The organism is Dyadobacter sp. BE31 (genome assembly GCF_031457695.1).
Classification (GTDB): domain Bacteria; phylum Bacteroidota; class Bacteroidia; order Cytophagales; family Spirosomataceae; genus Dyadobacter.
This window is the reverse complement of the sequence record NZ_JAVDXA010000001.1, coordinates 586,046-612,458: the sequence shown is the minus strand read 5'-3', so window position 1 is coordinate 612,458 and position 26,413 is coordinate 586,046. Positions and strand designations below refer to the sequence as shown.

Here is a 26,413-nt window from a genome sequence, read left to right as displayed (position 1 = left end):
GATGGTGAATATTCTAAACTTCTTCCCAGGTGGTAACCTTCGCGAGGTCTTTCCAGTAACCAGGGTAGGATTTCACGACCACGCCCGGCTCTTCGATCAGGATGTCGCTCACCATGCCCACAGGCGCGAACGCCATCGCCATACGGTGGTCGTCGTAGGTGTGAATGGACGGTATCGGGTCAGTCGGGATGTCGGTAAGGGTCGTAACTTCGTATAAATGATCTTTTTCGACCTCTTTCAGCTCCGAGCCGAGCTTTTTGAGCTCCTGCTGCAATGCAAACACACGGTCGGTTTCTTTGATTTTGAGGCTTTCGATGCCGGTAAGCGACAGGCGGATCTTTTTAACGGCAGCAACAACCGCTACGGTCTGGGCCAAATCAGGGCAATTAGTGAAATCCCAGCCGAGGGATGCTTTCGCAGGGATTTTAGTCAAAAGTACGCCGCGGTCGGTGAAAACGCTTTCCACGCCCAGGTGGCGCATAATGTCGACAATGGCGCTGTCGCCTTGCAGCGAGTTTTTCTTCAATCCGAGCAATTCCACTTCCGCATCTTTGGCTAATGCCACAATGCTGTACCAGTAGCTCGCACCCGACCAGTCTGATTCGATCGCGTAAGGTTTGGGCTGGTATTTAAATGCAGGGATAGTCAATGTATTGTGCTCCCAGTCGGCGATGTATTCAATACCGAAATGCGCCATCTGGTTCAAAGTCATTTCAATGTAAGGTCTTGAACCTACCTCGCCTTCGAGTTTGATTTTCAAACCGGCAGGTAATTGCGGTGCGATCATCAGCAATGCCGAAATGTACTGGCTGCTCACGTCGCCGCGCATGGTCAGCTCATTGTTTCCCGAGTAATTAAAACCATTCAGTTGGAGCGGCGGGTAGCCTTCCACTTTTTCGTAGGTAATATCCGCCCCGAGCTTGCGCAGCGCATCCACCAGGATCCCGATCGGGCGCTCGCACATACGAGGCGTGCCGGTCATGGTTTTTTTCTGGTTAGTCACCGCGAAATAGGCTGTCAGAAAGCGCATCGTCGTTCCTGCGTCGATCACGTCCGCCACAGCGTCGTCGGAATTGAGCAGGCGAAGCATGGTTTGCGAGTCGCGGGCTTCGGAAATGTTGGTTAGCTCGGACTGGAAGCCGGTAAGCGCATTGATGATCAGCGCGCGGTTACATTCACTTTTGGATGCGGCAAGCTGTATTTCAGCACGTATGGATTGTTGGGGGGGATGAACGAGAATGGATTTCACTTTTCAGATATGGTGTTTCGCAATTAATAGGTTTCAAGCACTTTCAGCTTATTCCTGGAATTGATTTTCAGGGAAGCGAATGTGAATTTATAACAAATATACCCCGCAGCCATGAGCGAGCCGCCGATGACGAGCGTCGAAGTGTCGGTCGTGTAGCGTTTGTTATCGACGCCTTTGTTGAAGAAATCGGCCCCGATGAAGATCAAACCGGCCAGCGGAAGCAATGGGGCAGCCTGGGAAACGAAGGGTATCCTTCTGGAAACTTTCATCAGGCGGATATCTTCGAGCAATATGCGCTGATAATCCATCCGGCCAACAGCTTCATTGACTACCCCGATGGTAAATGCGGAGTCGTCCACGGACGCTATCGTTTCGTTGAAGCGTATTGTTTCGTTTTTCATCCGGAATTTGATATTGTCTCCCGGAAAGAAACGGTACCGGTGGAAACCGCCGATCACGGGTGATGCGTCGAGTACCAGATATTTTTGTCCCGGCGTAGCAATTACCCGGCTGCTGTTGCCCTGTTTCAGAAAGAGTTCTTCGCTGGAAAGGGTTTTTTTAGGGTCATAATGGTCTTGCGACCATGCTTTGATATTCCCCAGGAACAGCAAAACGACAATGGGAAGGAGTTGTCTCATAGTACTAAAAGAATGGTTCAAATATAGGGAATCATTCTCTTAAACGGGCACAACTGTTGCATTGTTGCTCATTAAAAACGGGTTAAACTAGTCGTCCTCAGCCGTTTCTTCCTTCGAAACCTTTACAGATACACCACCGGATACAAGCATCTTCATCACATCCGTCGCTTTGGCGTCAACGGGCGTTACATTATCGGCGGGTACAATGAAAAGTTCGCCCGAAAGCGAATAGGAGAGCGGCATATACACGGCTACATGGTCCGCGATTTTGAGGTGGCTGAGGTCCGTCTGGGTGATGAAGCCGATCTTTTTGATATCAGTATCCTTATACATCGTCACCAGTACGGGCTGGTTGAATTTCTTTTTATCCCCTACAAATGCGAGAATGAGGTCCTTAATGGAGTAGTAGATCAAACTCACCAGCGGAATGCGGCGCATAATGCTTTCGGTGAACTTGAAGAAAGACTGCGGGACGATCGTCGAGAACAGGAAACCGAGCAGGATAATGCCGAAAATGATGATCAGCACGCCCAGGCCGGGCAGATAGACCATCTGCTGATTCGAGATCGGGATTTCAATGGGAAGGATATTGTCGAGATATTCGACGCCCGACCAGATAATGAGGACGGTCGCGTAGAGCGGCGCCACCAGCACAAGCCCCCGGATGAAGTAGCTGATGATGCGTTTGAGGAATGAGTTTTTAATTTCCATATTTGCACGCCGGGCGCTGCGCAGGACGCGTTGGCTGGCGGTAGGGCAAAATTAGCAAGAAGTTCATTATTTGACGTATATGTATCAGGCCAGTTATTTAAAACATTTTACTGAGCAAGTTTTTCTGGCAATAGGGTGTTCTCAGGAAGAGGCCCGGCTGGCTTCAGAAGTGTTGGTCAGCGCGGATTTGCGGGGTGTGGATTCACACGGAATAGCCCGTTTGGCAGGGTATGTAAGGCTCTACGACCACGGTCGCCTGAACCCGAAACCGAATGTAACCATCGCCTATGAAACGCCGAGCACGGCTGTGGTGGATGGAGATCGCGGATTGGGATTGGTAGTGGCGCCCAAAGCCATGGAAATTGCGATGGAAAAGGCCGAAAAAGTAGGCTCGGGCTGGGTATCGGTGAGAAACTCGAACCATTTCGGCATTGCGGGCTATCACGCGATGCTCGCATTGCAAAAGGATATGATCGGCTGGACGATGACGAATGCCGCGCCGCTCGTTACCCCAACCTTTTCATTGGATAAATTATTAGGTACAAATCCCATTGCCGTTGCAGTGCCGGCATTGACAGAGCCTGCCTTTGTGGCAGACTTTGCATCGACGGCAGTAGCCTATGGCAAATTTGAAATATTGCAAAGAAAGGGCCTTCCTGCGCCGCTGGGATGGGCACAGGACGCGGATGGTAACCCTACTACGGACTCCAATGCCGTGAAAAGCGGGGGCGGTTTGCTGCCGTTGGGCTCTGACCGCGAGCATGGCAGCCACAAAGGTTATGGGCTGGGAGCGATCGTGGATATTTTTTCCGGAGTGCTTTCCGGTGCTAACTTTGGACCGTGGGTGCCGCCGTTCGCTACCGCCGGTTTCATGGGCGTGCAGCAGAGCGTGGGATTGGGGACCGGGCATTTCGTGGGTGCGATGCGTGTAGACGGTTTCCGGCCGGCCGACGAGTTTAAGGCGGATATGGACAAATGGATCGGTGCATTCCGTAATGCGCGGGCTGTGGATGGCGAAAAGGTGCTTATCCCCGGCGATCCTGAACGTGAAATGGAAGCGGTACGCGGCGTGAATGGCATCCAATTGCTCGAACCGGTAGTTTTGTCACTCGATGAGCTGGCGAAGCGTTTCGGCATACCATTTGAAATCAATTTGTAAACAAGAAAAAACAAAAGCCGACGGCCGACTGCCGAAGGCCGACAGCTAAAACATATGTCGCGCAATTTTAGAATAGGATTGTTCATCACGATCGCGATCCTGGTCACCACCTTCACTTTCTATTTCTGGCAGATCTTCCGGACGCCGAATTTGCAGGTCGATAAAAAATCGAGCTTCGTGTTGCTCGTGCCTGAAAACGCTACCTACAAAACGGTGCTGGACTCTTTGAACCGTTACGAGGTTATCAACGACCATATTTCGTTCCAGTTTCTGGCCAAATTTTTGAAATACACTGAAAAAGTGAAGCCAGGCCGGTACGTGATCAAGCCTGAAAGCAACAACTACGAGGTGATCAAAAAGCTCTCATCGGGCAGCCAGGATGCGGTGAAGCTGACATTCAATAATATCCGTTTAAAAGAAGACCTGATCAAGCGCATTGGCTCCCGTTTCGAGTTTGGTGAAGACAATTTCCGCAAGGCATTAAATGACCCGACGGTTTGCAACAAATATGGCCTCGATACATTGACGATCGTCTCGATGTTCCTGCCCAATACTTACGAAATATACTGGACCACCGGCACCGAGAAATTCCTCGATCGCATGCATAGCGAATACAAGAAGTTTTGGACCGACGAGAAGATCGCGAAAGCCAAAGAAATCGGCTTGACTCCGGTTCAGGTTTCGATCCTGGCTTCGATTGTGGAAGAAGAGCAGGCTCGTAAAGTCGATGAGCGCCCGCGCGTGGCAGGCTTGTATATCAATCGCCTGCACGCCAATATGCCGTTGCAAGCCGACCCGACCATCAAATTTGCATTGCAGGACTTTGCGATCAAACGGATTCTTAACCAGCAGCTGATGATTAAATCGCCTTACAATACCTACATTAACACCGGTTTGCCTCCGGGCCCGATCCGTGTCGCGGATTTCAACTCGCTGGACGCGGTTTTGAATTACGAAAAGCACGATTATACTTATATGTGTGCCAAAGCCGACCTTTCGGGGTATCACGCTTTTGCCACCAATTATACCGACCACCTCAACAATGCGCGCCTCTATCAGGCTGAGTTGAACCGGTTGAAAATCATGAAGTAAGGATGTTTGTTCACGAAGTTAAGGGCATCAGGGTGCGGTATGCCGATACCGACCAGATGGGATATGTGTATTACGGAAATTATGCGCGGTACTACGAGATCGGCCGGGTAGAGGCGTTGCGCAGCCTGGATTTTCATTACAAAGCGATGGAAGATTCGGGTGTGATGATGCCCGTTTATGAATGCCATTACAAATACCTGAAACCAGCCCGTTATGACGACGAGCTGAATATTCTGGTCAAGATAGAAGAATTGCCTGGTGTGCGGATCCGGTTTGCCTATGAAATCCGTAATCAGGAACGTGTTTTGCTCAATACCGGGGATACCACATTGGTTTTCCAGCGAATGGATACCGGCAAATTATGCCCGGCGCCCGATAAACTGCTGGAAAAACTGAAACCCTATTTTGAATCAAAGGGATAACACGCGGCCGGTTATGCTTGAAAAACTGCTGATAAACCGCCACATCAAGCGCCTTATTATCTGGTTGCAGCAAACGATGCTCTTCCGGGGGACGGTGTCGTTGTATGATATTCTCCTGAACCTGGTCAACAGCAACAAGAAGCACGAGATCGATCAGCGGGCTTCGGCAGTGGCTTACAGCCTCACGTTGGCCGCATTTCCGGGAATAATCTTCCTCTTTACGCTCATTCCCTACATCCCGATCGAAAACCTGGATCAGATGATCTTCGCATTGCTCCGTGACAATATGCCGCGCGGCACGTTCGAGGCCGCCGACCAGACGATCCTGGACATTGTGAGCCGGCCACGTTCCGGAGTGCTCTCGCTCGGTTTTATTTTCGCGATGATTGCCTCCACCAACGGCATGATGTCGCTCATGCGGGCGTTCGATATGGTGTATGATGATACAGAAACGCGTGGTTTTCTGGCCATCCGGGGCATCGCGATGATGCTTACGTTGCTGCTGATCGCGGTACTTTTTCTTTCAGTCGTTTTGTTGATCGTCGGAGATGCCGTGATGAATATCATAGGCGACTGGCACATTATCCGCGATAACTGGCTCATTGCCTTGCTTAATATCCTGCGTTATGTGATCAGTTTTGGTTCGCTGATGCTGACGATCTCGATTATCTACCGGTTTGCGCCCTCGCACGGGCGCCAGTTCACGTTCGTGAATGCGGGCTCGGTGATCGCCTCCATTCTCATTCTCGCAGCTACGTACGGATTTTCCTTTTATCTATCCCGTTTCAGCTCCTACAACAAGCTCTACGGGTCTATCGGCACGATGATCGCCCTGATGATCTGGATTTATCTGCTTGCATTTGTGATTATTCTGGGTTTCGAAATCAATGCGAGCATTAACCGGGCGCGCGGGCGGCTTACTTCGAAGCGCGTTGTAAAGCGGTGATTTGCCGGATAATAACATTATCGGCATCTCCGGTTTGTTGTTGGTAATTTTGTGCTGCGGTGCCCTTATCCCCCTCCGAATGTACCACCGTAAATGAAGGGACCGCATGGAGCGCACGACATGACAAACTTGGAAAAACCACTCGTTACAGTTATCCTGACGGCATACAATCAGGAGAAGTACATTGATGAAGCTTTGACTTCCGTTTTTTACCAGACTTATCCATACATCCAGCTGATCGTCATCGATAATGCGAGCAAAGATAATACGCTGGGTGTGATCGAAAGTTTCAAAGGAAAGGCGCCCGCCTTCCAGGTAATTCGCAACCACCACAATGTGGGCCTTTGCCGGGCTTTCAATCAGGGCTTAGCCATTGCCCAAGGCAAATACGTAATTGATCTTTCAGGCGACGATGTGATGATCGCCGATCGGATCGAAAAGCAGGTGGAAGCTTTCGAAACACTTTCTGAGGAATACGCCGTGGTGTTTACCAATGCTCGGTACATCGGAAAGGCCGGTCAGCAGCTGCATTACCACTACGAAACTGATAACAGGGGTAAGGCAGCCTGCAAGGTGCCGTCGGGCGACGTTTACAAAAATATCCTCGAAAGGTATTTCATTTGCACGCCTACCATGATGATGCGGACGGCCGCATTGCAGCAGCTCGGCGGCTATGACGAAACCCTGGCATTTGAGGACTTTGATTTTTGGGTCCGCTCGTCGGTTCGTTTCAAATATTTCTACCTGGACGAAATCCTGACCAAAAAGCGGGTACTGAAAACTTCGCTATCAACCGGCGTTTACAAAAAGGGAAGCGGAATGTTGCAGTCCTACTATGCCGTTTGCAACAAAGCCTATGACCTGAACCGCGATCAGAAGGAGTTCGATCTTTTGGCCGCGCGCATACGTACATTCATACGTAAATGTCTGTACGCGCAGGAGTTCGAGCTGGCCGTGCGGTTTCGCCGGTTATTGAACTATATCGAGAATCCGGGCTTGCAGACAGAGCTGATCGTACTGATGTGCAGGCTGCATTTGCCGGTGAATTTTGCTTACAGGTTCTACATCGAAAACTTAAAAAAAATAACACCGCAGGAAGGATTTGCGTTTTGATTTTGTTAGGTCAAAAAGTTAAATTTCCCTTATGCCTGCTGAGTTTGTTAAAATTTATCCCCAAAATCCTGACGAGCGTCGAATCCGTCAGGTAGTAGACTGCCTTCGCGACGGAGGTTTGGTGATTTACCCGACTGATACGGTGTACGGTCTTGGCTGCGACATTTACAATACCCGCGCAGTCGAGAAAATAGCGCGTATCAAAGGCATCAAGCCTCAGAAAAACGACTTTTCATTTATCTGCTACGACCTGAGCCATATTTCCGACTTCGCGAAAGTGGGGAATACTGCCTTCAAAACGATGAAAAGGGTACTTCCGGGACCGTATACCTTCATTCTCGAAGCAACCAGTAATGTACCTAAGCTTTTGAATACCAATAAAAAAACGGTCGGAATCAGGGTGCCAGACAACCTTATTCCCCGTTTGATCGTAAAAGAGTTAGGGAACCCTATCGTGACGACTTCCATTCGCGACGACGACGAAATTATCGAGTATTCCACCGACCCCGAACTGATCTTCGAGAAGTTTCAGCACCAAGTGGACATGGTGGTCGACGGCGGGTACGGGGGCAATGTGGCGTCTACGATTGTGAAGGCCGACGGCGATGATTTTGAGATCATTCGGGAAGGTTTGGGCGATGTAAGTATCTTTCTCTGAGGTCAAAAATTGTAATGATTTAAGTTGCTGTTGAACATTGTTGACTGTGCAAAATAATTATTATAAATTTTTTGATAATATCATAAGCCTTTACCATATTTGATAGTGTCGGATTTTTTAGTTAAAGAGGATCAGTCCACGGAAGTACGGATTGAATTGCAGTATCTGCCTTGTTTAGAGTATTTTACTTGTATATTACAGTACGACCGGGTCTACATTGACGTTGAGGAGAGGTATGTGAAGCAGACTTACAGAAATCGCTGCAATGTACTCACTACCAATAAAATAGATACGCTGACGATCCCTGTGAAAGGATATGAGGCAGCGAGCTCCACGAAAGATATTTTGATCGACTATAACCAGGATTGGACGCGGCGCCATCTGGGTTGCCTGCAGTCAGCCTACGGAAAGTCTCCTTTTTACGAGTATTACGCCCACGAGTTCAAGCGTGTTTACGAAAAGAAGCTGGCATACCTCGTCGATCTGAACTATGAATTGTTGACAATTTGTCTTAGATTGAGTGGTATAAAAAAGGACATTCAGTACAATTTGTCAGGAGTCAAAATGGATGAAAATGCGGTTGTAAACGCTATTTCACTCATTAACAACCGAAAACAGCCTGATTTGCATAAATATTACAGCCCTGCACCTTATTACCAGACCTTCGGGAATGATTTTGTGGGGAATTTAAGTATTGTTGATTTACTGTTTAATATGGGGCCGGAAGCAAAAAGTGTTTTGTTAAGATCCTGTAAGTCTCAATAAAAGCTATTTTGAACAAACGGGGATCAAGTAGCGTTTAGAATACATAAACACTTTTTATTGCTACACAATGGAAGCAAAATTTTCGAATAGAGTGAAAGAGGTAATCTCAATGAGCCGGGAAGAAGCCCTCCGCCTGGGTCACGATTACATTGGTGCAGAACACTTGTTATTAGGAATGATCCGTGAGGGAGATGGTGTAGCCATAGGGTTGCTTAAAAAACTCGGCGTATCGCTGGACGACGTCCGCCAGACGATCGAGCAGGCAACCAAAGGTGCAGCCACAAACAACGTTAAAAATTTACAAAATATCCCTCTGACGAGGCAGTCGGAGAAGGTATTGAAGATTACATATCTGGAAGCTAAAATTTTCAAAAGCACGCTCATCGGCACCGAGCATTTGCTTCTTTCGATATTGCGTGACGAAGACAATGTAGGGACCCAGATATTGCATAAGTTCAATGTTAACTACGAAGTCATCAAGGAAATGTTAGAATATCAATCATCCGGATCCAGACCTCATATGGGGCCGGAGACCGAAGACGGGGATGATGAAGCCAGAGGCGGAATGTTTGGTGGTGGAAGTGGCTCTTCTTCCGGTAAAGAATCCAAAGGTGCTGAAAAATCCCGTACACCTGTCCTGGATAACTTTGGAAGGGATTTAACCAAAATGGCGGAAGTAGGCAAGCTCGACCCGATCGTCGGACGTGAGAAAGAGATCGAGCGCGTAGCCCAGATCCTTAGCCGCCGTAAAAAGAATAACCCGATCCTGATCGGTGAGCCGGGGGTTGGTAAAACAGCCATCGCAGAAGGTCTTGCATTGCGGATCGTTCAGAAAAAAGTATCACGTGTGCTTTTCGGCAAGCGCGTTGTGACGCTCGACCTTGCTTCGCTGGTGGCCGGTACCAAATACCGCGGCCAGTTTGAAGAAAGAATGAAGGCGGTCATGAACGAGCTGGAAAAATCACCGGATGTGATCCTGTTCATCGATGAGCTTCACACGATCGTGGGCGCAGGTGGTGCATCGGGCTCGTTGGACGCTTCGAATATGTTCAAGCCGGCGTTGTCACGCGGGGAAATCCAATGTATCGGAGCTACCACACTCGACGAGTACCGCCAGTACATCGAGAAAGACGGCGCTTTGGCCCGTCGTTTCCAGATGGTAATGGTGGATGCGACTTCGATCGAAGAAACGATCCAGATTCTGACCAATATCAAGGACAAATACGAAGATCACCACCACGTGAACTATACGCCTGAGGCGATCAGCACAGCGGTGAAACTGTCCGAAAGATATATCACAGACCGCTTCTTGCCGGATAAGGCCATCGATGTACTCGATGAAGTAGGCGCTCGTGTGCATATCAGCAATATAACGGTACCCGAGGATATCTTGATGCTCGAAGAACAAATTGAGAATATCAAACAAGAGAAAAACCGGGTTGTAAAAAGCCAGAAATATGAAGAGGCTGCCCAATTGAGAGATCGTGAGAAAAAACTGATCGATCAGCTGGAAAGGGCTAAACTCGCGTGGGAAGAGGAAACCAAGCAGAAACGTTATACCGTTACAGAACAGAATGTAGCTGAGGTAGTTGCGATGATGACGGGTATCCCTGTGACCAACGTATCAATGGATGAAGGCAAGAAATTGCTGAACATGGCCGATGAGTTGAAAGCGAAAGTTATCGGTCAGGACCCGCCGATCGAGAAACTGGTGAAAGCGATCCAGCGTACCCGTGTGGGCTTGAAAGATCCTAAGAAACCAATTGGTTCATTCATTTTCCTTGGACCAACCGGTGTAGGTAAAACCGAGCTTGCAAAAGTATTGTCGACTTATCTGTTTGATAAAGACGACTCGCTGGTGCGTATCGATATGAGCGAATACATGGAGAAATTCAGCGTATCGCGCCTGGTAGGAGCGCCTCCGGGATATGTAGGCTACGAAGAAGGTGGCCAGCTGACCGAGAAGATCCGCCGCAAACCATACAGCGTTGTATTGCTCGACGAGATCGAAAAAGCGCACCCGGATGTGTTCAATATCCTGTTGCAAGTACTCGACGACGGTATTCTGACAGACGGTTTGGGCAGAAGAGTCGATTTCCGTAACACGATCATCATCATGACTTCGAATATCGGGGCGCGTGATTTGAAAGATTTCGGAACAGGAATCGGTTTCTCTACCAAAGCAAGAGCTGAGAACCAGGACGACATTATGAAAGGTACCATCCAGAGCGCATTGCGTAAAGCATTCTCTCCGGAGTTCCTGAACCGTCTCGACGATGTGATCGTGTTCAACTCGCTGCAACGCGAAGATCTGCACCGCATCATCGACATTTCACTGGGCAAACTGTTCAGCCGCGTGAAAGGTCTGGGTTACGAAATAGAATTGACAATCGCTGCGAAAGACTTCCTGTCCGACAAAGGCTACGATCCGCAATACGGAGCACGTCCTTTAAACCGGGCGATCCAGAAATACCTGGAAGATCCCGTAGCGGAAGAAATATTGAAAGGCGACCTGCGTGAAGGCGATGTATTGGTGGCCGATCATGAAGAAAAGAGTGAACAACTCGTTATTAGTGTTCGCAAGAAGGAAGAAGAGCTCGCAAACTAGATTTGCAATGCTCCGAAAGCACAAGTAGCTAAAAAGGCAGGTCGAAAGACCTGCCTTTTTTATTTATATTTAGCCATCGAAAATTCGTATAACTAATGGGATCTAACTGGAAAAACGCTGTACTGAGTCTAACGCTCAGTCTTGCAGCCATTCATGCCGACGTTCTTGCACAGAAATTGCCTTCCGGCCCTCAGGTCCTCACATTTTTCTCCGACGCCGACGATACCGAGCAGCCCTACGGCCTATATCTTCCACAAAACTTTGACGAAAACAAAAAGTACCCGCTCGTGATCATGCTGCACGGTGCCGGTTCTAATCATCGGCTTGCATTGCGCCGGGTTTTTGGCAAGAGCAATGCCGAAGGCGAAACCGACGTAGAAGCTACCCGCTACTTTCCGAAATGGGACAATGTGGACTACATTGTGGCCTCACCGTACGCACGCGGAACAGCCGGTTACCAGGGCGTTCCCGAACAGGATGTGTACGATGTGCTGGCTGATGTCAAAAGGCGCTTTAAAATCGACGAGGATCGTACTTATCTAACCGGCCTGTCCATGGGCGGCGGCGGTACATTATGGATCGGCCTCACGCGCCCGGATATATGGGCGGCCATCGCGCCCGTGTGCCCCGCACCACCCGCAGGTACATTTGAGCTCGCGCCTAACGCGACCAACTTTCCTGTGCATTTCTTCCACGGCGATGCCGATCCGGTGGTGCCGGTGGCGGGTACCCAGAAATGGGTAGCGACTTTGCAGGACCTGGGCGCAGAAGTGAGTTATAAGGAGTTTGTCGACGTGAAGCACGACAGCTGGGTGAATGCTTACGACAGCGAATACATTTTCCAATGGTTTGATGATTACAAGCGGAACCCGCACCCCGATCACGTGCGGTTTGTGAGCAAGCAATACAAGTATGATAAGGCGTTTTGGGTAACGTTCAACAGAATCGCGGCTGGAAAACTGGCTGAAATCGATGCTAAGTTTACGAAGGAGAATGCATTGGATATCAAGACGCAGAACCTGGAAAAGTTTACCCTGAACCTGAAAAATCATCCGAAATTCAAGCCGGGTGCTGCATTAACATTGAAAATCGACGGCTCGAATGTGAATGCGAGGACGGATAGCGTGGTAACCTTGTTCCGTGAGTCGGCAGGTGGCAAATGGGCCGTGGAGGGTGCGACCATCATGTCCATTTACACAGGCAAGAAAAAGGGCGCCGAGGGGCCGATATATGCCGCATTTGCTTCGCGTCATGTGTATGTGTATGGGACGGCGGATAACCCTTCGCCTGAGGAGCTGAGAAAGCGCGTCGACATTGCTACGCAGGCTGCGAGCTGGTCGCAGTACAGGGGCGAGTTTTTGGGGCGGATCATGTTCTTCCCGCGCGTGCTGGCGGACAAGGAAGTGCGCCCGAGCGATATTGAAAGCTCAAATCTCATATTGTTTGGCACAAAAGAAACCAATGCATTGATCGCAAAGCATGCGGATATGCTTCCCGTGCATTTAAAGAAAGGCGATACAGCGCATGGGCTGTTTTATATACTGCCAATGGAAGGCCATTACATAGCTGTAAGTTCGGGTTTACCTTGGTGGACCGGGGTGAAAGATGAGGGTTTTCCGTTTGTATCGATTGTGCACCGCAAGCTTCCGGAATTCAAAGACATTATTTTTTTCAAAGATTCAGCTGCCAACCTGCTGATCGATAATTACTTCACACAAGAATGGAAACTGGACGACGATACCAAGCGCAAGCTTTCGGCATCCGGCGCCGTTGATATTACCCCGTAGTTTATTTTTTACTTTTTTGATCATTAACCCAATGGATTACAACGAAAAGATTTCCCGGAAATCGTTCCTCAAAGCCGGCGCATTCATGCTGGCTACTCCCATGCTCTCGAAATTGAGCCTGGACGTGAAAGCCCCCTCGCCAATCGGTTTGCAATTGTACACGCTGCGTAATGAAATATCGAAAGACCTCTTGGGCACGCTGAAAAAAGTGTCGGCGATCGGTTATAAGGAAGTAGAGCTTTATGGCTACTCTGATGGCAAATTCTTCGGCAAAACGCCTAAGGAATTCAAGAAGATCCTGGGCGACCTGGGCCTGAATCCTGTAAGCGGCCATTATGGCGCCGGGGTGGAGAACAAGACCACCAAAGGTACATTGAGCAATAGCTGGCAGAAAGCAGTCGACGACGCGGCAGAACTGGGCCAGAAATATGTAAACTGTGCTTACCTGACCGAATCGGAGCGCAAGACGATCGATCAGTACAAGAGCTACGTGGACCTGTTCAACAAATCCGGTGAAGTAGCGAAGAAGGCGGGCCTTCAATTCGGTTACCACAACCACGATTTCGAATTCAAGAAAATCGGCGGCGAGCTGCCTTACGACTACATTGCCGGCAAAACCGATCCGAAGCTCGTGAAGCTCGAACTGGATTTGTATTGGGCTGTGAAAGCGGGCGTTGACCCGGTTGCATTGTTCAAGAAATATCCGGGCCGTTTCCCGCTGTGGCACGTGAAGGATATCGACAAGAAGGATGGTTCATTTGCAGAGGTAGGAACCGGTTCCATCGATTTCAAGAAGATCTTCGATAACCGCAAACTTGCGGGCATGACGCATTTCTTCGTGGAGCAGGACGTAGCGAAAGTACCGCCGGTACAAGCTATCGAAACCAGCTTCAAGAACGTCGTGAAGATGAAAGTTTAGCATAAAAAAAGACCCGGCCGCATAGCAGCCGGGTCTTCCAAATTATGCAGATAAAAATTTCAGTTTACTAACTGTAATTTGAGTTCGTTCAAACGGCTGCGTAGCGAAGCGTCGATCTGGCGGTCGCCCACTGTCAACACATATCCGCCGATCAAAGTATTGTCTACTTTCTCGGCAAGCTGAACCGTTTTTCCGGTTGCTTTGGCAACAATATCGGTAAATTGTTTACGAAGCTCGTCGGTCAGCGGGGTAGGAGTTACCACCGTCGCCTTTTCGATTCCCTTGTAAACATTATAGGCTTTAATGAATTCCACCGCGATTTCGTCGAGGATAGCCTCCCGGTTTTTCTTGGTGATAATATCGAATATCGCGAATGAAACCGGGCTTACACGCTCTTTGAAAAGGCCTTTCAAAATGCCTGATTTCTTCTCGTGACGCACCACCGGGCTTTTCAATGCAAGCATCAGGCCGCGGTTCTGGTCTGCTGTTTCTTTGAACAGCAGCATGTCCTGATAAACCGTGTCCAGAACGTTCTGTTCTTTCGCGAGCTCGATCAGCGATTTTGCATATCTGGATGCTACAATACTTACTGACATCGGAATTAGATTTTAAATGCTGATTAGTTAAGACGCGCAGATGAAGCAAGGTCAGCGATCAGTTTTTCCTGAGCTCCTTTGTCTTCCAATTCACGGTGCAATACTTTTTCAGCGATTTCCAATGAAAGCGTAGCAACTTCTTTCTTGATTTTGCTCACGGCTACCGCTTGTTCGTTGCGGATCGTTTCGCGTGCGCTTTCGATGATTTTTTGTGCTTCCACAGCCGCTTTGTCTTTCGACTCGGCAATGGTTCTGTCAGATGCATCTTTCGCGTCACGAAGGATCTGGTCACGGATTGCATTGGCTTCTGCGATCAGTTTTTCGTTGTCCGACTTCAATTGTGCCATTTCAGCACGGGTTTTTTCTGCGAGGTCCAAAGCACCCTGAATTTCGTTTTCGCGGTCTTTCAAACCTTTGAGGATAGGTTTCCATGCGAATTTGGACAGGATGAACACTACCAGCAAAAATACTACCAGCATCCAGAAAATAAGGCCTGGGTTTGGAGTAAGCAATGACATAGTTAAATGAGTTTTTGAGTGTAAGAACGATCTAAAATCTTCTCTCTTCTTATTAAAATTTCGTGGAAGCCTAATGCTTCCACGAGCATGTTTTTTACACCGCACCCGGGCCTAGCGCGCCGGGGCAGCGTTACCCTTTCGGGAAGCTCTATTAAAGCTTGAAAGAGATAAGCAGACAGATTACCGCTGCGAAAAGCGCTACCGCTTCGATAAGAGCCGCGATGATCAACATAGCAGTTTGGATTGCACCAGCAGCTTCCGGTTGACGGGCGATACCTTCAACAGCGCTACCACCGATTTTACCAATACCAAGACCTGCACCGATAGCAGCAAGACCTGCGCCGATAGCAGCACCGAAAACTGCAAGACCTGCACCACCTTGTTCAGCAGCTTGAAGCAAAATTTGAGCGAACATAATTTGTTTGTTTAAAATATAAATTAATAAAAAAGAGATTCAGAATCAGTGGTGTCCGTGATCGTGGCTATGCTCTTCGATAGCAGTGCCGATGTACATGGACGACAATAGTGTGAAAATAAATGCCTGGATGAACGCTACCATGATCTCGATGAAGTTCAGGAACAACGCGAACAGGGAGATTACCGGGGCGATCACGAAGCTTTGGAAAATGAAGATCAGACCGAACAAGCTCAGAAGGATAATGTGACCTGCCGTGATGTTGGCGAACAACCGGACCATCAGGGAGAATGGCTTCATGAATACACCTACGATCTCAACCGGGATCATGATCAGCAACAGCGGACCAGGCACGCCCGGAGGGCTCAAAAGGTGCTTATAGTAGTTGCCATTCGCATTCAGGTGAACGATGATGAATGTCAGCACTGCCAATGTCATGGTTACGGCAATGTTACCGGTAAGGTTAGCCGAGCCCGGAAGCAGACCCATGATGTTGTTGATCAGGATGAAGAAGAACAACGTAAGCAGGTAAGGAAGGTATTTTTCGTATTTCGGTCCTACGTTTGGCTTCACTACTTCGTCGCGGATGAAGAGGATGATTACCTCCATCGCAGATGCGAAACCTTTCGGCGCTTTGCCTTTGCTGTTTTTGTACCAGCCGGCAACGCTTGTGAAAACGAGGATCAGGATCACCGCGCTGATGAGCATCGAAGCTACGTTCTTGGTGATCGAGAAATCGTAAATTTTACGGGCTTCGTCAACCGGCACGATTTGCTCCGACTCTCCGTGTACCAGGTGGTAGCCGTTGTATTCGTGGTGCTCGTTGTGGAAGTTAGAAGAAAGGAAAACCTCTAAACCGCGGTCTTCTGAATAAAGAATCACTGGAAGCGGCAGAGAAACACCGTGGGAGAACTCCCATTCGTGAGAGTCTGCAATGTGGTGCATGATCATCTCACCGATGTTGAACTTCGCTTCGTGCTCTTCAAGCTTATGTTCAATTTTATGCTCCTCCTCATTCACAGCCTGGGCGACCTTGTCAGTCTCGTGCTGAGTAGGTTCGTCGGCGCGGGCCGGGAGGTTAAAAACGCATGTTGCCGCTATAAGGGCGATAGTAAAAAACCGTCTCAGATGGGTATACATAAATGCTTGAAATACTATGCTTTGTCAATCGCGGCGCAAGTTACGATACAAACCATATATTTCAAAGCATGTATAAAATAAATAGAGTGCAAAAAAGTTGATAACGAATAGGAATGAATCAGTTAGCCCTTTATACAAAAATAAGCCAATGAAAATGATGCTCAGAATGATCCGCGCAACGATGCTTGAAATGTAAAATGTGACAAATTTCTCACGCTTGTTCCGCATTCCGAACTCCATCAGCCGGTGAACCAGAAAAGCGAGCCCGAAAAAGAATACGAGAATGTACCATATATAAGGATGCAGGAAAGAATCGGCGTGGAATCTTTGAGCAAGGAAAAATACAATTCCCAGCGAAATGGTTGCGATCAGGGTACGTAACATACGCGTGTGTCGGGGAGGAGCAATTATTGTTTGGTAAAACTTCTTATTAAGAGGTAAAGCGATGCGGCAATCGAGGTTAGCGAAAGCACAAGTGTCCACACCGGTACCTTGTTTTGCTGCCACTCGTCGAGCCTGTAACCGCCGTAGGTGAACACCAGGATCGTGCCCAGCATTTGCGTCGCCATCCCCGAGTATTTCAGGAAGCGTGATGACTGGTCTTTGCCGGGAAGCTTTTTCGGATTTTCCATAATGCAGCAGTTGCCCGTTTCGGTTGAGAACCCGGTTGGAAATCCGGGTGGAAACCTTGTTGGAAAACAATGGTAGAATATCGGGGTAAAATTGCTTCAAATTTTGCAAATGGCATTATCTTCGATACGTATTTATTGAAAATACCGTTTTAGGTTTGCAACCTGACACAAAGACGAACACCCCATAAAGTCAATTTCGTGATCGACCGTTTTACCTCCCATATCCGACGCACATTACCGCTACTTGTCATGATTATCGTCGCGGCTGCCTGTTCGCAGTACAGCTCACGGCCGGGTGCAATCACTTTTCACAACGTAGCAGCGCGGTATAATGCCTATTTCATGGCCGAGCAGGATATGGCAGAGGCGGAGTTTGAAATGAAGAAGGCCTATAAAGAAAACTATAACCAGCTGCTGCCGATATTGCTCCCGATGGATTCGATCCTCGCCCAGCCCGTGAAGCCAAAGTTGCAGGATGCGATTAAAAAGGCCTCAATTGTAGCCGAGAAGCATCAGAACAGTAAGTGGATCGACAATAGCTATATCCTTCTGGGTAAATCGAGGTTGTACCTCGGGCAATGGGCGGATGGCCTGGAAGCGTTACGTTACGTATATGCCAACGGACGCGACGAGAACGACAAAAACAACGCCCTGATCCTGCTCATGCGGGCGTACATCGAGCATAAGGATTATTCCAATGCATTGGGCGTGGCCGAATACCTGAGCCAGCAGCCGCTGGGCAAGGCTTCACAGCGTGATTTTTACCTTACCAAAGCCTATTTGCACCAACAGAACGGAGAATACCTTACCTCCGTTGCCATCCTGGAAGAGACATTCCCGCTTTTGAAAAAATCGATCGAGACGGCCCGTATTCACTTCGCGGCAGCGCAGATGTACGACCGCCTCGGACAGTATGCTTTGGCCAACAAACATTATAAAAGCGTAAACAGGAACAAGCCCAATTACGACCTCGGCTTTTATTCAAACATGAATTCCCTGCAAAACGAGGTGGTATTGGACCCGAAGCGTGATGTTACCAACGTAGGCTTTGATAAAATGCTCCGCGATCGTAAAAACGACGATTTGAAAGACCACGTATATTTCACGATGGGCTTGCTGGCCGAACATAAAAAGCAGATCCCGGAAGCGGTGAAGTACTTGCAAATGGCAGCATCGGCGTCCAAAGGAAATATGCAGCAAAAGGCCTACACTTATCTGCAACTGGCGAGGATAGAATATGAAGCACTCGAAAATTTCGAAATGTCCAAGGCCTATTACGACAGTGCATTGGCCATTCTGCCGCAGGAAGCTCCCGAATACCGACTTGTCGCCGACAGAAAACGTGCACTCGACAACTTTGTGACGCAATACACCATTGTTTCAGCCGAGGACAGTCTCCAGCGACTGGCGAAAATGAACCCGGCGCAACTGGACAACAAGATCGACCAGATCATCGAAGCGAAGGAAAAGAAGCGCTTGGAAGAAGAGGAAAAGGCCAGAAAGGCGCAAATTGCTGCACAAAATGCAAGCATGCAGCAAGGCGGAGGAAACCCGCTGGTGACTGGCGGCGAGCGCCGTTTCGAGCTGTTCGACCCTGCATTGGTTAACAAAGGTAAAATAGACTTTAAAAGGGCCTGGGGTAACCGTCCGCTGGAAGACGACTGGCGCCGGAGCAGTCGCCCGTTGCGTACGCTCTCAGGGAATAATGCAGCGGGTGGCGCGGATAGCACCAATGTCGCGCAGGCAACGCAAGAGAATACCGGCCTGAAAAAAGGTACACCGGAATGGGATCAGGTGCATGCATTGCTTAAAAAAGATGTTCCGCTGTCGGATACGGCATTTGCGGTATCCCAGAAGAAGAAAGAGGATGCGCTTTATAACCTGGGCAAGATCTATCGGTTTGACCTCAAAGAGTCCAGCCGTGCCATAGCGGCATTTGAGCGCGTGCTGACGGAGTACCCTAAAACGCAGTATAAGGATGAAATCTATTACCTGCTTTTCCTGAGTAATGAAGAGAATGCCGCTCAGAAGGAATCCTGGAAATCGAAGTTACTGAGCGAATATCCAACATCCACGTATGCGCGCCTGGTCAACAAAACGACCGACACGGGAGGCACATCCGGAAACGCGACGAAAGAGTATGAAGCCATGTACAAGCTGTACGCGGACGGCAACTACACCAAAGCGCTGGAAGATATCGAGAAAAACCTGCCGTCCTACAAAGGCAGTTCTATGGAAGACAAGTTCGCATTGCTGCGCGTATTTCTGATCGGCAAAGTGAGAGGTAAGGAGGCCTATGCCCAAGCCATTACCGAGTTTATGCGACTGTATCCTACCAGTATTTACCTGCCCCGGCTGAAAGAAATGCAGGAATTCAATTCCCTGTCCATGGGCAAGAGATAATAGGCTGAAATTGTATATTTGCCTTTTCCAGTAACCTATCACCCCACATCTATGATTGAATTGCAACCCGGAAAGTATCGGCGCACCATTGTTCGTCTCTGGCGGATAGTTGGCCTGGGACTGGGTCTGATCATATTCTACATCGTTGCCGTCAGTTTTAATTTTTTGTGGTTGTTCGGCGGTATGCCGGACCTGAAAACGCTCGAAAACCCGAAGAGCGAACTGGCATCGGAGCTCATCAGCGAAGACGGCAAATCGCTGGGCAAATACTTCTTCGAAAACCGGACGCCGATCGACATTGCACAGATTTCCCCCAACCTCATCGACGCGCTCGTTGCTACGGAGGATGCACGTTTTGTAAACCACTCGGGTATTGATCCTCGAAGCCTTGCACGGGTATTTAAAGGCGTCGTTTCGGGGAGTTCCAGCTCCGGGGGCGGCAGTACGCTTACACAGCAGGTCGCCAAAAACCTTTTCAATACCCGTTCGGAAGAATATGAAGGATTGCTCGGTAAGATTCCGGTAGTACGCATTGTCATTGCCAAAACGAAGGAATGGGTGCTGGCAGTCGTATTGGAGAGAAAGTATACCAAACAGGAGATCATGCAGATGTACCTCAACACGGTTTCTTTTGGTAACAATACATACGGTATTAAAGTAGCTTCCAAAACTTATTTCGATAAGGAGCCCTGGGACCTGAACGTCACCGAAGCTGCATTACTGGTAGGCATGCTGCAAAACCCGACGCTATTTAACCCGCTGCGCTTCCCGACCAATGCATTGAACCGGAGAAATACGGTTCTGGCACAGATGTATAAGTATGATTACATCCGCGAAGAGGATTTTGAGAAATACAAAGAAAAGTCGCTGGGACTGAATTTCACGGTCGATAGCCACAACACCGGCCTGGCGCCCTATTTCCGCGAGTCTATGCGCGGGTATCTTAAAAGCTGGGTGAAGCTGTACAATGAAGAGAATGACACCGATCTCGACCTGTATACAAGTGGGCTGCGCATTTACACGACGATCGATTCGCGCATGCAGCGCTACCAGGAGGCTGCATTGACCGAGCACATGAAAGCCCAGCAAAAGCTGTTCGACGAGCACTGGAAAGGCCGTAACCCCTGGACATTCGACAACGGCAAGGAAATTCCCGGCTTTATCACCACCGCTGCAAAGCGCTCCCCGCATTTTATTTCCCTGAAAAGAGACCTGGGCGAGGAGGAAGCGTGGAAAATCATGAAGAAACCTTACAAAATGAAGGTTTTTACCTGGAATGGCGAGAAGGAAGTGACCATGAGCCCGCTCGATTCCATTGCCTATTACAAGCGCTTCCTGCGCGCAGGTATGATGTCCATGGACCCGCGTAACGGGCACGTGAAGGCGTGGGTAGGAGGGATTAATTTCAAGTATTTTAAATACGACCACGTAAAACAGGGGTCGCGGCAACCAGGGTCCACTTTCAAGCCGTTTGTATATGTTTCGGCTTTGGATAAAAACTTCCTGACACCGTGTGACCATGTGACGGACCAGCCGGTTTATTTCGGGCTTTCTGATGGCGTGCCGGGCGGATGGTCGCCGAAAAACTCGAACAACAAGTACTCGTATCAATCGCTGTCGCTGCGGCAGGCTTTGGGTAAATCGGTAAACACCGTGAGTGCTTACCTGATGAAAATGGTACGGCCGAAAGCGGTGGTCGAATATGCACATAAGCTAGGTATAACGTCCAAATTACAGGAAGTACCATCGCTCTGCTTGGGGATCAGTGATGTTTCGGTGTATGAAATGGTAGGCGCTTATTGTGCATTCGCGAACGGCGGCCACAGGACGGAGCCAATGACGATCCTGCGTATTGAAGACCGTTACGGTAACGTTTTGCAGGAATTCTTCCAGAAACAGAACCAGGAAATCAGTGCCAATATGGCCTATAATATGTTGTACCTGATGCGTGGCGCGGTGGAAGATCCGGGAGGAACAGCCGGCCGTTTACGTCAGTACGGCGTGACCGAAGGGAATGAGATCGCAGCCAAAACGGGTACTACTTCGAACTACTCGGATGGTTGGTTTATGGGTATGACACAAAATCTGGTGTCGGGAATCTGGGTGGGCGGCGAAGACCGCAGCATCCACTTCCGGACCATTGCCTATGGACAAGGCGGCCGCATTGCGATGCCGGCGTGGGGGCTGTTTATGCAAAAGGTATACGCTGATCCGACCCTGGTGCAGTACCGCAAAATGCCATTTACCAAACCTGAAAATTACGTCCGTGAGTGCGGAGGCGTAGCGACGGATAGTACCGATACTTATATTCCGCCATCAAGGTCCGACGACGAAGGCGTTCTATTCTGACCCATTTAATTTTTTGCCCGTGAATATTCTCGTTGCCCCTGACAAGTTTCGCGGTTCGTTGGAAGCTGCGGAAGTATGCGATGCCGTTACCGATGGCGTGAAAAAGGCATATCCCAATGCGAAAGTGACGGCCATACCGCTGGCCGACGGCGGCGAGGGGACTTCGAAGATACTGACACGGCAGGCCAGGGGTGCGGAAGTGACGGTAACCGTAATGGATCCGCTGAACCGGCCGGTCAAAGCTACCTACGGACTTTCGGAAGATCATCAGGTTGCGTTTATTGAAATGGCCGCGGCTTCGGGTCTCGGATTGCTTAAAACAGAGGAACGTAATCCGCTTCGTACAAGCACATTTGGTACAGGCCAGCTTATTGTGGATGCATTGGACCGAGGTGTGAAAAAAATCATTCTCGGAATCGGCGGGAGCGCTACTACCGACGGCGGCATCGGAATGGCCGAAGCACTTGGCTATGCATTCAAAGATGCCGCGGGGCATACATTGCTGCCAAATGGCGAGTCGCTGGCAAAAATCGCGTCGATCGACACGCATAATGCTGATCCCCGGCTTGCGTTGGTATCCGTAATAGTGGCTTGCGATGTGACAAACCCATTGTTTGGCAAAGAAGGTGCCGCATTTGTTTATGGTCCGCAAAAAGGAGCCGACCCTGAAATGGTAGCGCAGCTCGATCATGGACTCGAAAACTTCACGCAGGTAGCCACGCGCGCATTCAGGCGGGACGTGAGCCTGGTGCCGGGCGCGGGTGCAGCGGGCGGCCTCGGTGCGGGTTGTATGTGGTTTTTGAATGCGGAACTGAAAGATGGGATCAGCATTGTAATGGAGCAATGCAACATTGCCTCGCTGGTAGCCCATGCGGATTTGGTGATCACGGGTGAAGGAAAAGTGGATGAGCAGACGCTGGCTGGGAAAGTCGTAAAAGGACTGGCAGGGCTATGCAAAAGCCACCATGTGCCGCTGGCCGTGGTTTGCGGCACTTTGCAAATCACCCCGGAACAGGCCCGCGCAGTGGGTATTACCTACGCTGTTTCCGTTTTGAACAGGCCCATGGACCTGAATGCCGCCCAAAGCGAGGCATTCCAGCTCGTGAGCGACGCAACTTTTCAATTGATGCGGTTGTTTTTCTTCAACAGGGGCGCCGTTTAGTCCTAAATCTCAATCAATGTCTGAATTCAATTATAAAGAAGAACTCGCCAAAATTCCTCTCGATCCCGGTGTGTACCGGTATTTCGATGAAACCGGTGAGGTGATATATGTAGGAAAAGCCAAAAGCCTGCGTAACCGGGTTTCGAGCTACTTTTTGAAGAATAACCAGCACGACCGTAAGACCAAACGACTCGTGAGCCAGATCCGTCGGATCGAATTTACCATCGTTTTGAGCGAATGGGACGCATTGCTGCTGGAAAACCAGCTGATCAAGCAATTACAGCCCAAATTCAATATCCTGCTTAAAGACGATAAGACCTACCCATTCATTTGTGTTACCGACGAGCCGTTTCCACGTGTGTTCCCGACACGGAACATGGACCGTACTAAGGGCACTTTCTACGGCCCGTTTGCCAATTTACGCTCGATGCACACGCTGCTCGACATGTTTAAGGCATTGTACCAGATCCGCTCGTGCCAGCTGCCGCTGACGAAGTCGAATATCGAGGCCAAAAAATTCAAGGTTTGTCTGGAATACCACATTGGTAATTGCAAAGGGCCGTGCGAAGGTTTGCAAGGAGAGGACGAGTACAACGCGGAGATCGAGCAGGTACATAATATATTGAAGGGCAATTTGTCGTCGCCACAGCAGTATTTCAAAGAGAGAATGCTGGAAGCTGCTGAGCAAATGGCCTTTGAAAAAGCCCACGCCTGGAAAACGAAAATCGAGCATTTGTCTAATTTCCAAAGTAAGGCGACTGTCATCAACCCACGCATTGGTAATATCGACGTGCTCACGATCGTATCCGACGAGGAGGCGGCCTATCTGAACTTCATGAAGATCAAGGAAGGCTACATGGTGGCGACGCAGACGCTGGAAGTCAAGAAAAAGCTCGACGAAAGCGATATGGAAATTCTTGCCATGATGATCGTGGAAATGCGCTCTACTTATGGTTCGGAGGCGAAAGAACTGGTTTCAAACCTGAAACCGGACCTCGACATGCGACTGGAAGTGACGGTTCCCCAAATCGGCGACAAGAAGAAGCTGCTGGATATGTCGATGAAAAATGTGATGTATTTCAGAAGGGAGAGAACCGAGCGCCGCGAGGTGGAAGCATCTGCCACAACTTCTAAAAAAGACCGGGTACTGATCCGCTTGAAAGCCGATTTGCAGATCAAAACGCTGCCAAGGCATATCGAATGCTTCGATAACTCCAACATCCAGGGTACTAACCCGGTAGCGTCGATGGTGTGTTTCAAGGATGGAAAGGCGTCAAAAAAGGATTACCGTCATTTCAATATCAAAACAGTAATAGGCCCGAACGACTTTGCTTCGATGAATGAGATCGTTTCGCGCCGGTACCTGCGCCTGATCGCCGAAGAGCAGCCATTGCCTGATCTGATCGTGATCGACGGCGGCAAGGGGCAGCTGGGTGCGGCCTGCGATGCATTGAAAAGCCTTGGCATTTACGGGCAGGTGCCTATTATTGGTATTGCCAAAAGGTTGGAGGAAATCTATTTTCCGGAAGACCCGCTTCCATTATACATTGACAAGCGATCCGAATCGCTGAAACTGATCCAGCAGATTCGTGACGAAGCACACCGGTTTGCGATCACTTTCCACCGCGACAAGCGTAGCAAGGCAAGCCTGGTAAGCGAGCTGGAAGGCGTTGTGGGTGTTGGAAAAGTGACGGCTACGAAGCTTTTGAAACATTTCGGCTCTGTGCGCGCGATACGCGAGAGTTCCGTCGAAACGCTCACGGACCTGATCGGCCTCGACCGGGCGAAAAAGGTAAGGGCGTACTTCGATACAATGGCCGGCGATTAAATGCCAATGTTTTTTCCAACAATATAACCCGTCGTCCAGGCATTCTGGAAATTAAAGCCGCCAGTAATGCCGTCGACGTCCATTACTTCTCCCGCAAAGAAAAGACCGGGTAGGGAACGGCTTTGCAATGTTTCCGGGTCAATATCTGGTAATGCAATACCGCCGCAGGTCACGAATTCTTCTTTAAAAGTGGTTTTGCCTTTCACTTCATACTGGCTGTTGGTGAGCAGTTCGGTCATTCGGTTCAATACCTTATGGCTCGCATCGCCCCAGCGCAGCGTATCGGGAATTTCTGCTTTTTCGGTGAATGCTTTCCAGAGCCGCGAAGGTAATCCGAACTTGGCGTGGGAGGTGATTTGCTGCTTGGCCGTATTCGTTTTTTCGGCCAGTAAAAAGTCACGCACTTCCTGCTCCTTCATGTCCGGCAGCCAGTTGATCCGGGCCGTAAAATGATAATCCTTTTCGGCGAGGTCGCGTGCACCCCAGGCTGAGAGTTTCAGCACCGCCGGCCCACTGAAACCCCAATGCGTGATGAGCAGTGGCCCGCGCCATTCATGCTTGGTGCCCGCTATTTTAACCAATGCATCCTTCACGGCAACACCTGCCAGCGGCAGCAAGTAATTGTCGGGAGTATTGAATGTAAAAAGCGAAGGCAGGGGCGGTACGATCGCGTGCCGGTGTTCCGCCAACCAATCGAAACTTTCCGCTCTCGGATAGCCTCCGGTGGCAATCAACAGGCGATCGGTTGAGATGGGTTCGCCGTTGACGATCTTCAAATGGAATGCATCGCCCGTTTTCTCAAAAGAATCTACATGCACGCTCGTCCTGATCTCGATATTCAGGTTGCGGGCTGTTTTAACGAGGCATTCAATAATGGTATGCGATGAATCCGAGGTAGGAAACATGCGCCCGTCGGCTTCGGTTTTGAGTTTAACACCTCTTTTTTCAAACCACTCTACCGTTGCGTCGGCATCGAAATGCGGCAGGAGTTTGCGGAGGAGCTTTTCGCCTCGCGGGTAATTTTTGATGAAATGGCGCAACTCGTGGGGCCGATGTGTGACATTGCACCTGCCGCCGCCGGAAATGCGGACCTTGTTAAGGACCGTCCTGCTCTTTTCAAGAATGGTAATGCGAGCGTCCGGAAACGTCTCTGCCGCGGTAATCGCCGCCATAAAACCCGAAGCGCCGCCGCCCACAATGGTAATCGTCATAATGCCTGATTTGTCCTACAAAAATGACATGCAAGTTTTAAAAACTGCAATTTCTTTTTCTATCTTTCAAAATAGCTTCAAAAATTTCAACT

Annotated in this window: 23 protein-coding genes; 14 read left to right on the top strand and 9 right to left on the bottom strand. The window is 49.4% G+C overall.

The genetic code is table 11. The features are described from left to right. Positions 1–13 precede the first annotated feature (13 nt). From J2Y43_RS02695 to J2Y43_RS02685, 3 genes are all read right to left on the bottom strand, one after another. Entirely contained in the window at positions 14–1,249 is a 1,236-nt protein-coding gene (locus J2Y43_RS02695; protein ID WP_309981375.1) for a 3-phosphoshikimate 1-carboxyvinyltransferase, read from the bottom strand. Positions 1,250–1,272: 23 nt separating this feature from the next. Beyond that, positions 1,273–1,887: a hypothetical protein gene (locus J2Y43_RS02690; RefSeq protein WP_309981376.1), complete on the bottom strand. Its 615-nt coding sequence runs from the start codon at positions 1,885–1,887 to the stop codon at positions 1,273–1,275. 87 nt (positions 1,888–1,974) lie between these two features. Continuing rightward, complete coding sequence (locus J2Y43_RS02685; RefSeq protein WP_309981377.1) at positions 1,975–2,598, bottom strand: DUF502 domain-containing protein; 624 nt, start codon at positions 2,596–2,598, stop codon at positions 1,975–1,977. Between the two features lie 79 nt (positions 2,599–2,677). Between J2Y43_RS02685 and J2Y43_RS02680 the strand changes: the two genes are divergently transcribed. The 10 genes from J2Y43_RS02680 to J2Y43_RS02635 all read left to right on the top strand — a co-directional run bounded on the left by J2Y43_RS02680 (position 2,678) and on the right by J2Y43_RS02635 (position 14,067). Further along, the gene (locus J2Y43_RS02680) at positions 2,678–3,757 is read left to right on the top strand and encodes an Ldh family oxidoreductase (RefSeq protein ID WP_309981378.1); all 1,080 of its coding nucleotides are present in this window, start codon (positions 2,678–2,680) and stop codon (positions 3,755–3,757) included. A gap of 54 nt (positions 3,758–3,811) precedes the next feature. Then, complete coding sequence (gene mltG, locus J2Y43_RS02675) at positions 3,812–4,849, top strand: endolytic transglycosylase MltG (protein WP_309981379.1); 1,038 nt, start codon at positions 3,812–3,814, stop codon at positions 4,847–4,849. A gap of 2 nt (positions 4,850–4,851) precedes the next feature. Beyond that, positions 4,852–5,271, top strand: a complete 420-nt coding sequence (locus J2Y43_RS02670) for a thioesterase family protein (RefSeq protein ID WP_223401301.1) — start codon at positions 4,852–4,854, stop codon at positions 5,269–5,271. A 13-nt stretch (positions 5,272–5,284) separates the two neighbouring features. After that, positions 5,285–6,217 carry a YihY/virulence factor BrkB family protein gene (locus J2Y43_RS02665; protein WP_309981380.1) on the top strand — a complete coding sequence of 311 codons (933 nt, stop codon included), beginning with the start codon at positions 5,285–5,287 and terminating at the stop codon, positions 6,215–6,217. Between the two features lie 120 nt (positions 6,218–6,337). Further along, complete coding sequence (locus tag J2Y43_RS02660; protein WP_309981381.1) at positions 6,338–7,330, top strand: glycosyltransferase; 993 nt, start codon at positions 6,338–6,340, stop codon at positions 7,328–7,330. Positions 7,331–7,361: 31 nt separating this feature from the next. Continuing rightward, the gene (locus J2Y43_RS02655; protein ID WP_106596006.1) at positions 7,362–7,988 is read left to right on the top strand and encodes an L-threonylcarbamoyladenylate synthase; all 627 of its coding nucleotides are present in this window, start codon (positions 7,362–7,364) and stop codon (positions 7,986–7,988) included. Between the two features lie 105 nt (positions 7,989–8,093). Next, positions 8,094–8,753, top strand: a complete 660-nt coding sequence (locus tag J2Y43_RS02650) for a WbqC family protein (protein ID WP_309981382.1) — start codon at positions 8,094–8,096, stop codon at positions 8,751–8,753. A gap of 67 nt (positions 8,754–8,820) precedes the next feature. Continuing rightward, positions 8,821–11,361 (top strand): ATP-dependent Clp protease ATP-binding subunit, encoded by a 2,541-nt coding sequence (locus J2Y43_RS02645; RefSeq protein ID WP_223401305.1) that lies wholly within the window; start codon positions 8,821–8,823, stop codon positions 11,359–11,361. Between the two features lie 95 nt (positions 11,362–11,456). Then, a complete protein-coding gene (locus J2Y43_RS02640) occupies positions 11,457–13,148 on the top strand; it encodes an alpha/beta hydrolase-fold protein (protein ID WP_309981383.1) in 1,692 nt (563 codons plus the stop codon). A gap of 31 nt (positions 13,149–13,179) precedes the next feature. Then, positions 13,180–14,067 (top strand): sugar phosphate isomerase/epimerase, encoded by an 888-nt coding sequence (locus tag J2Y43_RS02635; RefSeq protein WP_309981384.1) that lies wholly within the window; start codon positions 13,180–13,182, stop codon positions 14,065–14,067. 59 nt (positions 14,068–14,126) lie between these two features. Here the strand turns inward: J2Y43_RS02635 and atpH are convergent, their stop codons facing one another. The 5 genes from atpH to J2Y43_RS02610 form a co-directional block, all read right to left on the bottom strand. Next, positions 14,127–14,663, bottom strand: coding sequence for an ATP synthase F1 subunit delta (gene atpH / locus J2Y43_RS02630; RefSeq protein ID WP_309981385.1), 537 nt, complete (start codon positions 14,661–14,663; stop codon positions 14,127–14,129). 23 nt (positions 14,664–14,686) lie between these two features. Continuing rightward, entirely contained in the window at positions 14,687–15,181 is a 495-nt protein-coding gene (gene atpF, locus J2Y43_RS02625; RefSeq protein WP_223401309.1) for a F0F1 ATP synthase subunit B, read from the bottom strand. Between the two features lie 151 nt (positions 15,182–15,332). Then, on the bottom strand, positions 15,333–15,596 hold the full coding sequence (gene atpE, locus J2Y43_RS02620; protein ID WP_090150806.1) for an ATP synthase F0 subunit C: 264 nt from the start codon (positions 15,594–15,596) through the stop codon (positions 15,333–15,335). A gap of 45 nt (positions 15,597–15,641) precedes the next feature. After that, a complete protein-coding gene (atpB, locus tag J2Y43_RS02615) occupies positions 15,642–16,736 on the bottom strand; it encodes a F0F1 ATP synthase subunit A (protein ID WP_223401310.1) in 1,095 nt (364 codons plus the stop codon). A 407-nt stretch (positions 16,737–17,143) separates the two neighbouring features. Beyond that, on the bottom strand, positions 17,144–17,368 hold the full coding sequence (locus tag J2Y43_RS02610) for an AtpZ/AtpI family protein (protein WP_223401311.1): 225 nt from the start codon (positions 17,366–17,368) through the stop codon (positions 17,144–17,146). A gap of 249 nt (positions 17,369–17,617) precedes the next feature. Between J2Y43_RS02610 and J2Y43_RS02605 the strand changes: the two genes are divergently transcribed. The 4 genes from J2Y43_RS02605 to uvrC are packed head-to-tail and all read left to right on the top strand — an operon-like array spanning position 17,618 to position 25,110. Then, entirely contained in the window at positions 17,618–19,771 is a 2,154-nt protein-coding gene (locus J2Y43_RS02605) for a tetratricopeptide repeat protein (protein WP_309981386.1), read from the top strand. 51 nt (positions 19,772–19,822) lie between these two features. Beyond that, positions 19,823–22,120 (top strand): transglycosylase domain-containing protein, encoded by a 2,298-nt coding sequence (locus J2Y43_RS02600; RefSeq protein WP_309981387.1) that lies wholly within the window; start codon positions 19,823–19,825, stop codon positions 22,118–22,120. A 19-nt stretch (positions 22,121–22,139) separates the two neighbouring features. Further along, positions 22,140–23,282, top strand: coding sequence for a glycerate kinase (locus J2Y43_RS02595; protein ID WP_309981388.1), 1,143 nt, complete (start codon positions 22,140–22,142; stop codon positions 23,280–23,282). A gap of 16 nt (positions 23,283–23,298) precedes the next feature. Next, on the top strand, positions 23,299–25,110 hold the full coding sequence (gene uvrC, locus J2Y43_RS02590) for an excinuclease ABC subunit UvrC (RefSeq protein ID WP_309981389.1): 1,812 nt from the start codon (positions 23,299–23,301) through the stop codon (positions 25,108–25,110). Here uvrC and J2Y43_RS02585 read toward each other — a convergent pair. Next, on the bottom strand, positions 25,107–26,321 hold the full coding sequence (locus J2Y43_RS02585) for an NAD(P)/FAD-dependent oxidoreductase (RefSeq protein ID WP_309981390.1): 1,215 nt from the start codon (positions 26,319–26,321) through the stop codon (positions 25,107–25,109). The two genes, uvrC and J2Y43_RS02585, sit on opposite strands and share 4 nt — an antisense overlap. Positions 26,322–26,413 lie beyond the last annotated feature (92 nt).

What these genes read in the sequence shown, in the direction of transcription:
- J2Y43_RS02690 (WP_309981376.1), bottom strand. Translation starts at nt 1,887, where the DNA reads ATGAGACAACTCCTTCCCATTGTCGTTTTGCTGTTCCTGGGGAATATC.
- J2Y43_RS02685 (WP_309981377.1), bottom strand. Translation starts at nt 2,598, where the DNA reads ATGGAAATTAAAAACTCATTCCTCAAACGCATCATCAGCTACTTCATC.
- J2Y43_RS02680 (WP_309981378.1), top strand. Translation starts at nt 2,678, where the DNA reads ATGTATCAGGCCAGTTATTTAAAACATTTTACTGAGCAAGTTTTTCTG.
- mltG (WP_309981379.1), top strand. Translation starts at nt 3,812, where the DNA reads ATGTCGCGCAATTTTAGAATAGGATTGTTCATCACGATCGCGATCCTG.
- J2Y43_RS02670 (WP_223401301.1), top strand. Translation starts at nt 4,852, where the DNA reads ATGTTTGTTCACGAAGTTAAGGGCATCAGGGTGCGGTATGCCGATACC.
- J2Y43_RS02665 (WP_309981380.1), top strand. Translation starts at nt 5,285, where the DNA reads ATGCTTGAAAAACTGCTGATAAACCGCCACATCAAGCGCCTTATTATC.
- J2Y43_RS02660 (WP_309981381.1), top strand. Translation starts at nt 6,338, where the DNA reads ATGACAAACTTGGAAAAACCACTCGTTACAGTTATCCTGACGGCATAC.
- J2Y43_RS02655 (WP_106596006.1), top strand. Translation starts at nt 7,362, where the DNA reads ATGCCTGCTGAGTTTGTTAAAATTTATCCCCAAAATCCTGACGAGCGT.
- J2Y43_RS02645 (WP_223401305.1), top strand. Translation starts at nt 8,821, where the DNA reads ATGGAAGCAAAATTTTCGAATAGAGTGAAAGAGGTAATCTCAATGAGC.
- J2Y43_RS02640 (WP_309981383.1), top strand. Translation starts at nt 11,457, where the DNA reads ATGGGATCTAACTGGAAAAACGCTGTACTGAGTCTAACGCTCAGTCTT.
- J2Y43_RS02635 (WP_309981384.1), top strand. Translation starts at nt 13,180, where the DNA reads ATGGATTACAACGAAAAGATTTCCCGGAAATCGTTCCTCAAAGCCGGC.
- atpH (WP_309981385.1), bottom strand. Translation starts at nt 14,663, where the DNA reads ATGTCAGTAAGTATTGTAGCATCCAGATATGCAAAATCGCTGATCGAG.
- atpF (WP_223401309.1), bottom strand. Translation starts at nt 15,181, where the DNA reads ATGTCATTGCTTACTCCAAACCCAGGCCTTATTTTCTGGATGCTGGTA.
- atpE (WP_090150806.1), bottom strand. Translation starts at nt 15,596, where the DNA reads ATGTTCGCTCAAATTTTGCTTCAAGCTGCTGAACAAGGTGGTGCAGGT.
- atpB (WP_223401310.1), bottom strand. Translation starts at nt 16,736, where the DNA reads ATGTATACCCATCTGAGACGGTTTTTTACTATCGCCCTTATAGCGGCA.
- J2Y43_RS02610 (WP_223401311.1), bottom strand. Translation starts at nt 17,368, where the DNA reads ATGGAAAATCCGAAAAAGCTTCCCGGCAAAGACCAGTCATCACGCTTC.
- J2Y43_RS02605 (WP_309981386.1), top strand. Translation starts at nt 17,618, where the DNA reads ATGATTATCGTCGCGGCTGCCTGTTCGCAGTACAGCTCACGGCCGGGT.
- J2Y43_RS02600 (WP_309981387.1), top strand. Translation starts at nt 19,823, where the DNA reads ATGATTGAATTGCAACCCGGAAAGTATCGGCGCACCATTGTTCGTCTC.
- uvrC (WP_309981389.1), top strand. Translation starts at nt 23,299, where the DNA reads ATGTCTGAATTCAATTATAAAGAAGAACTCGCCAAAATTCCTCTCGAT.
- J2Y43_RS02585 (WP_309981390.1), bottom strand. Translation starts at nt 26,321, where the DNA reads ATGACGATTACCATTGTGGGCGGCGGCGCTTCGGGTTTTATGGCGGCG.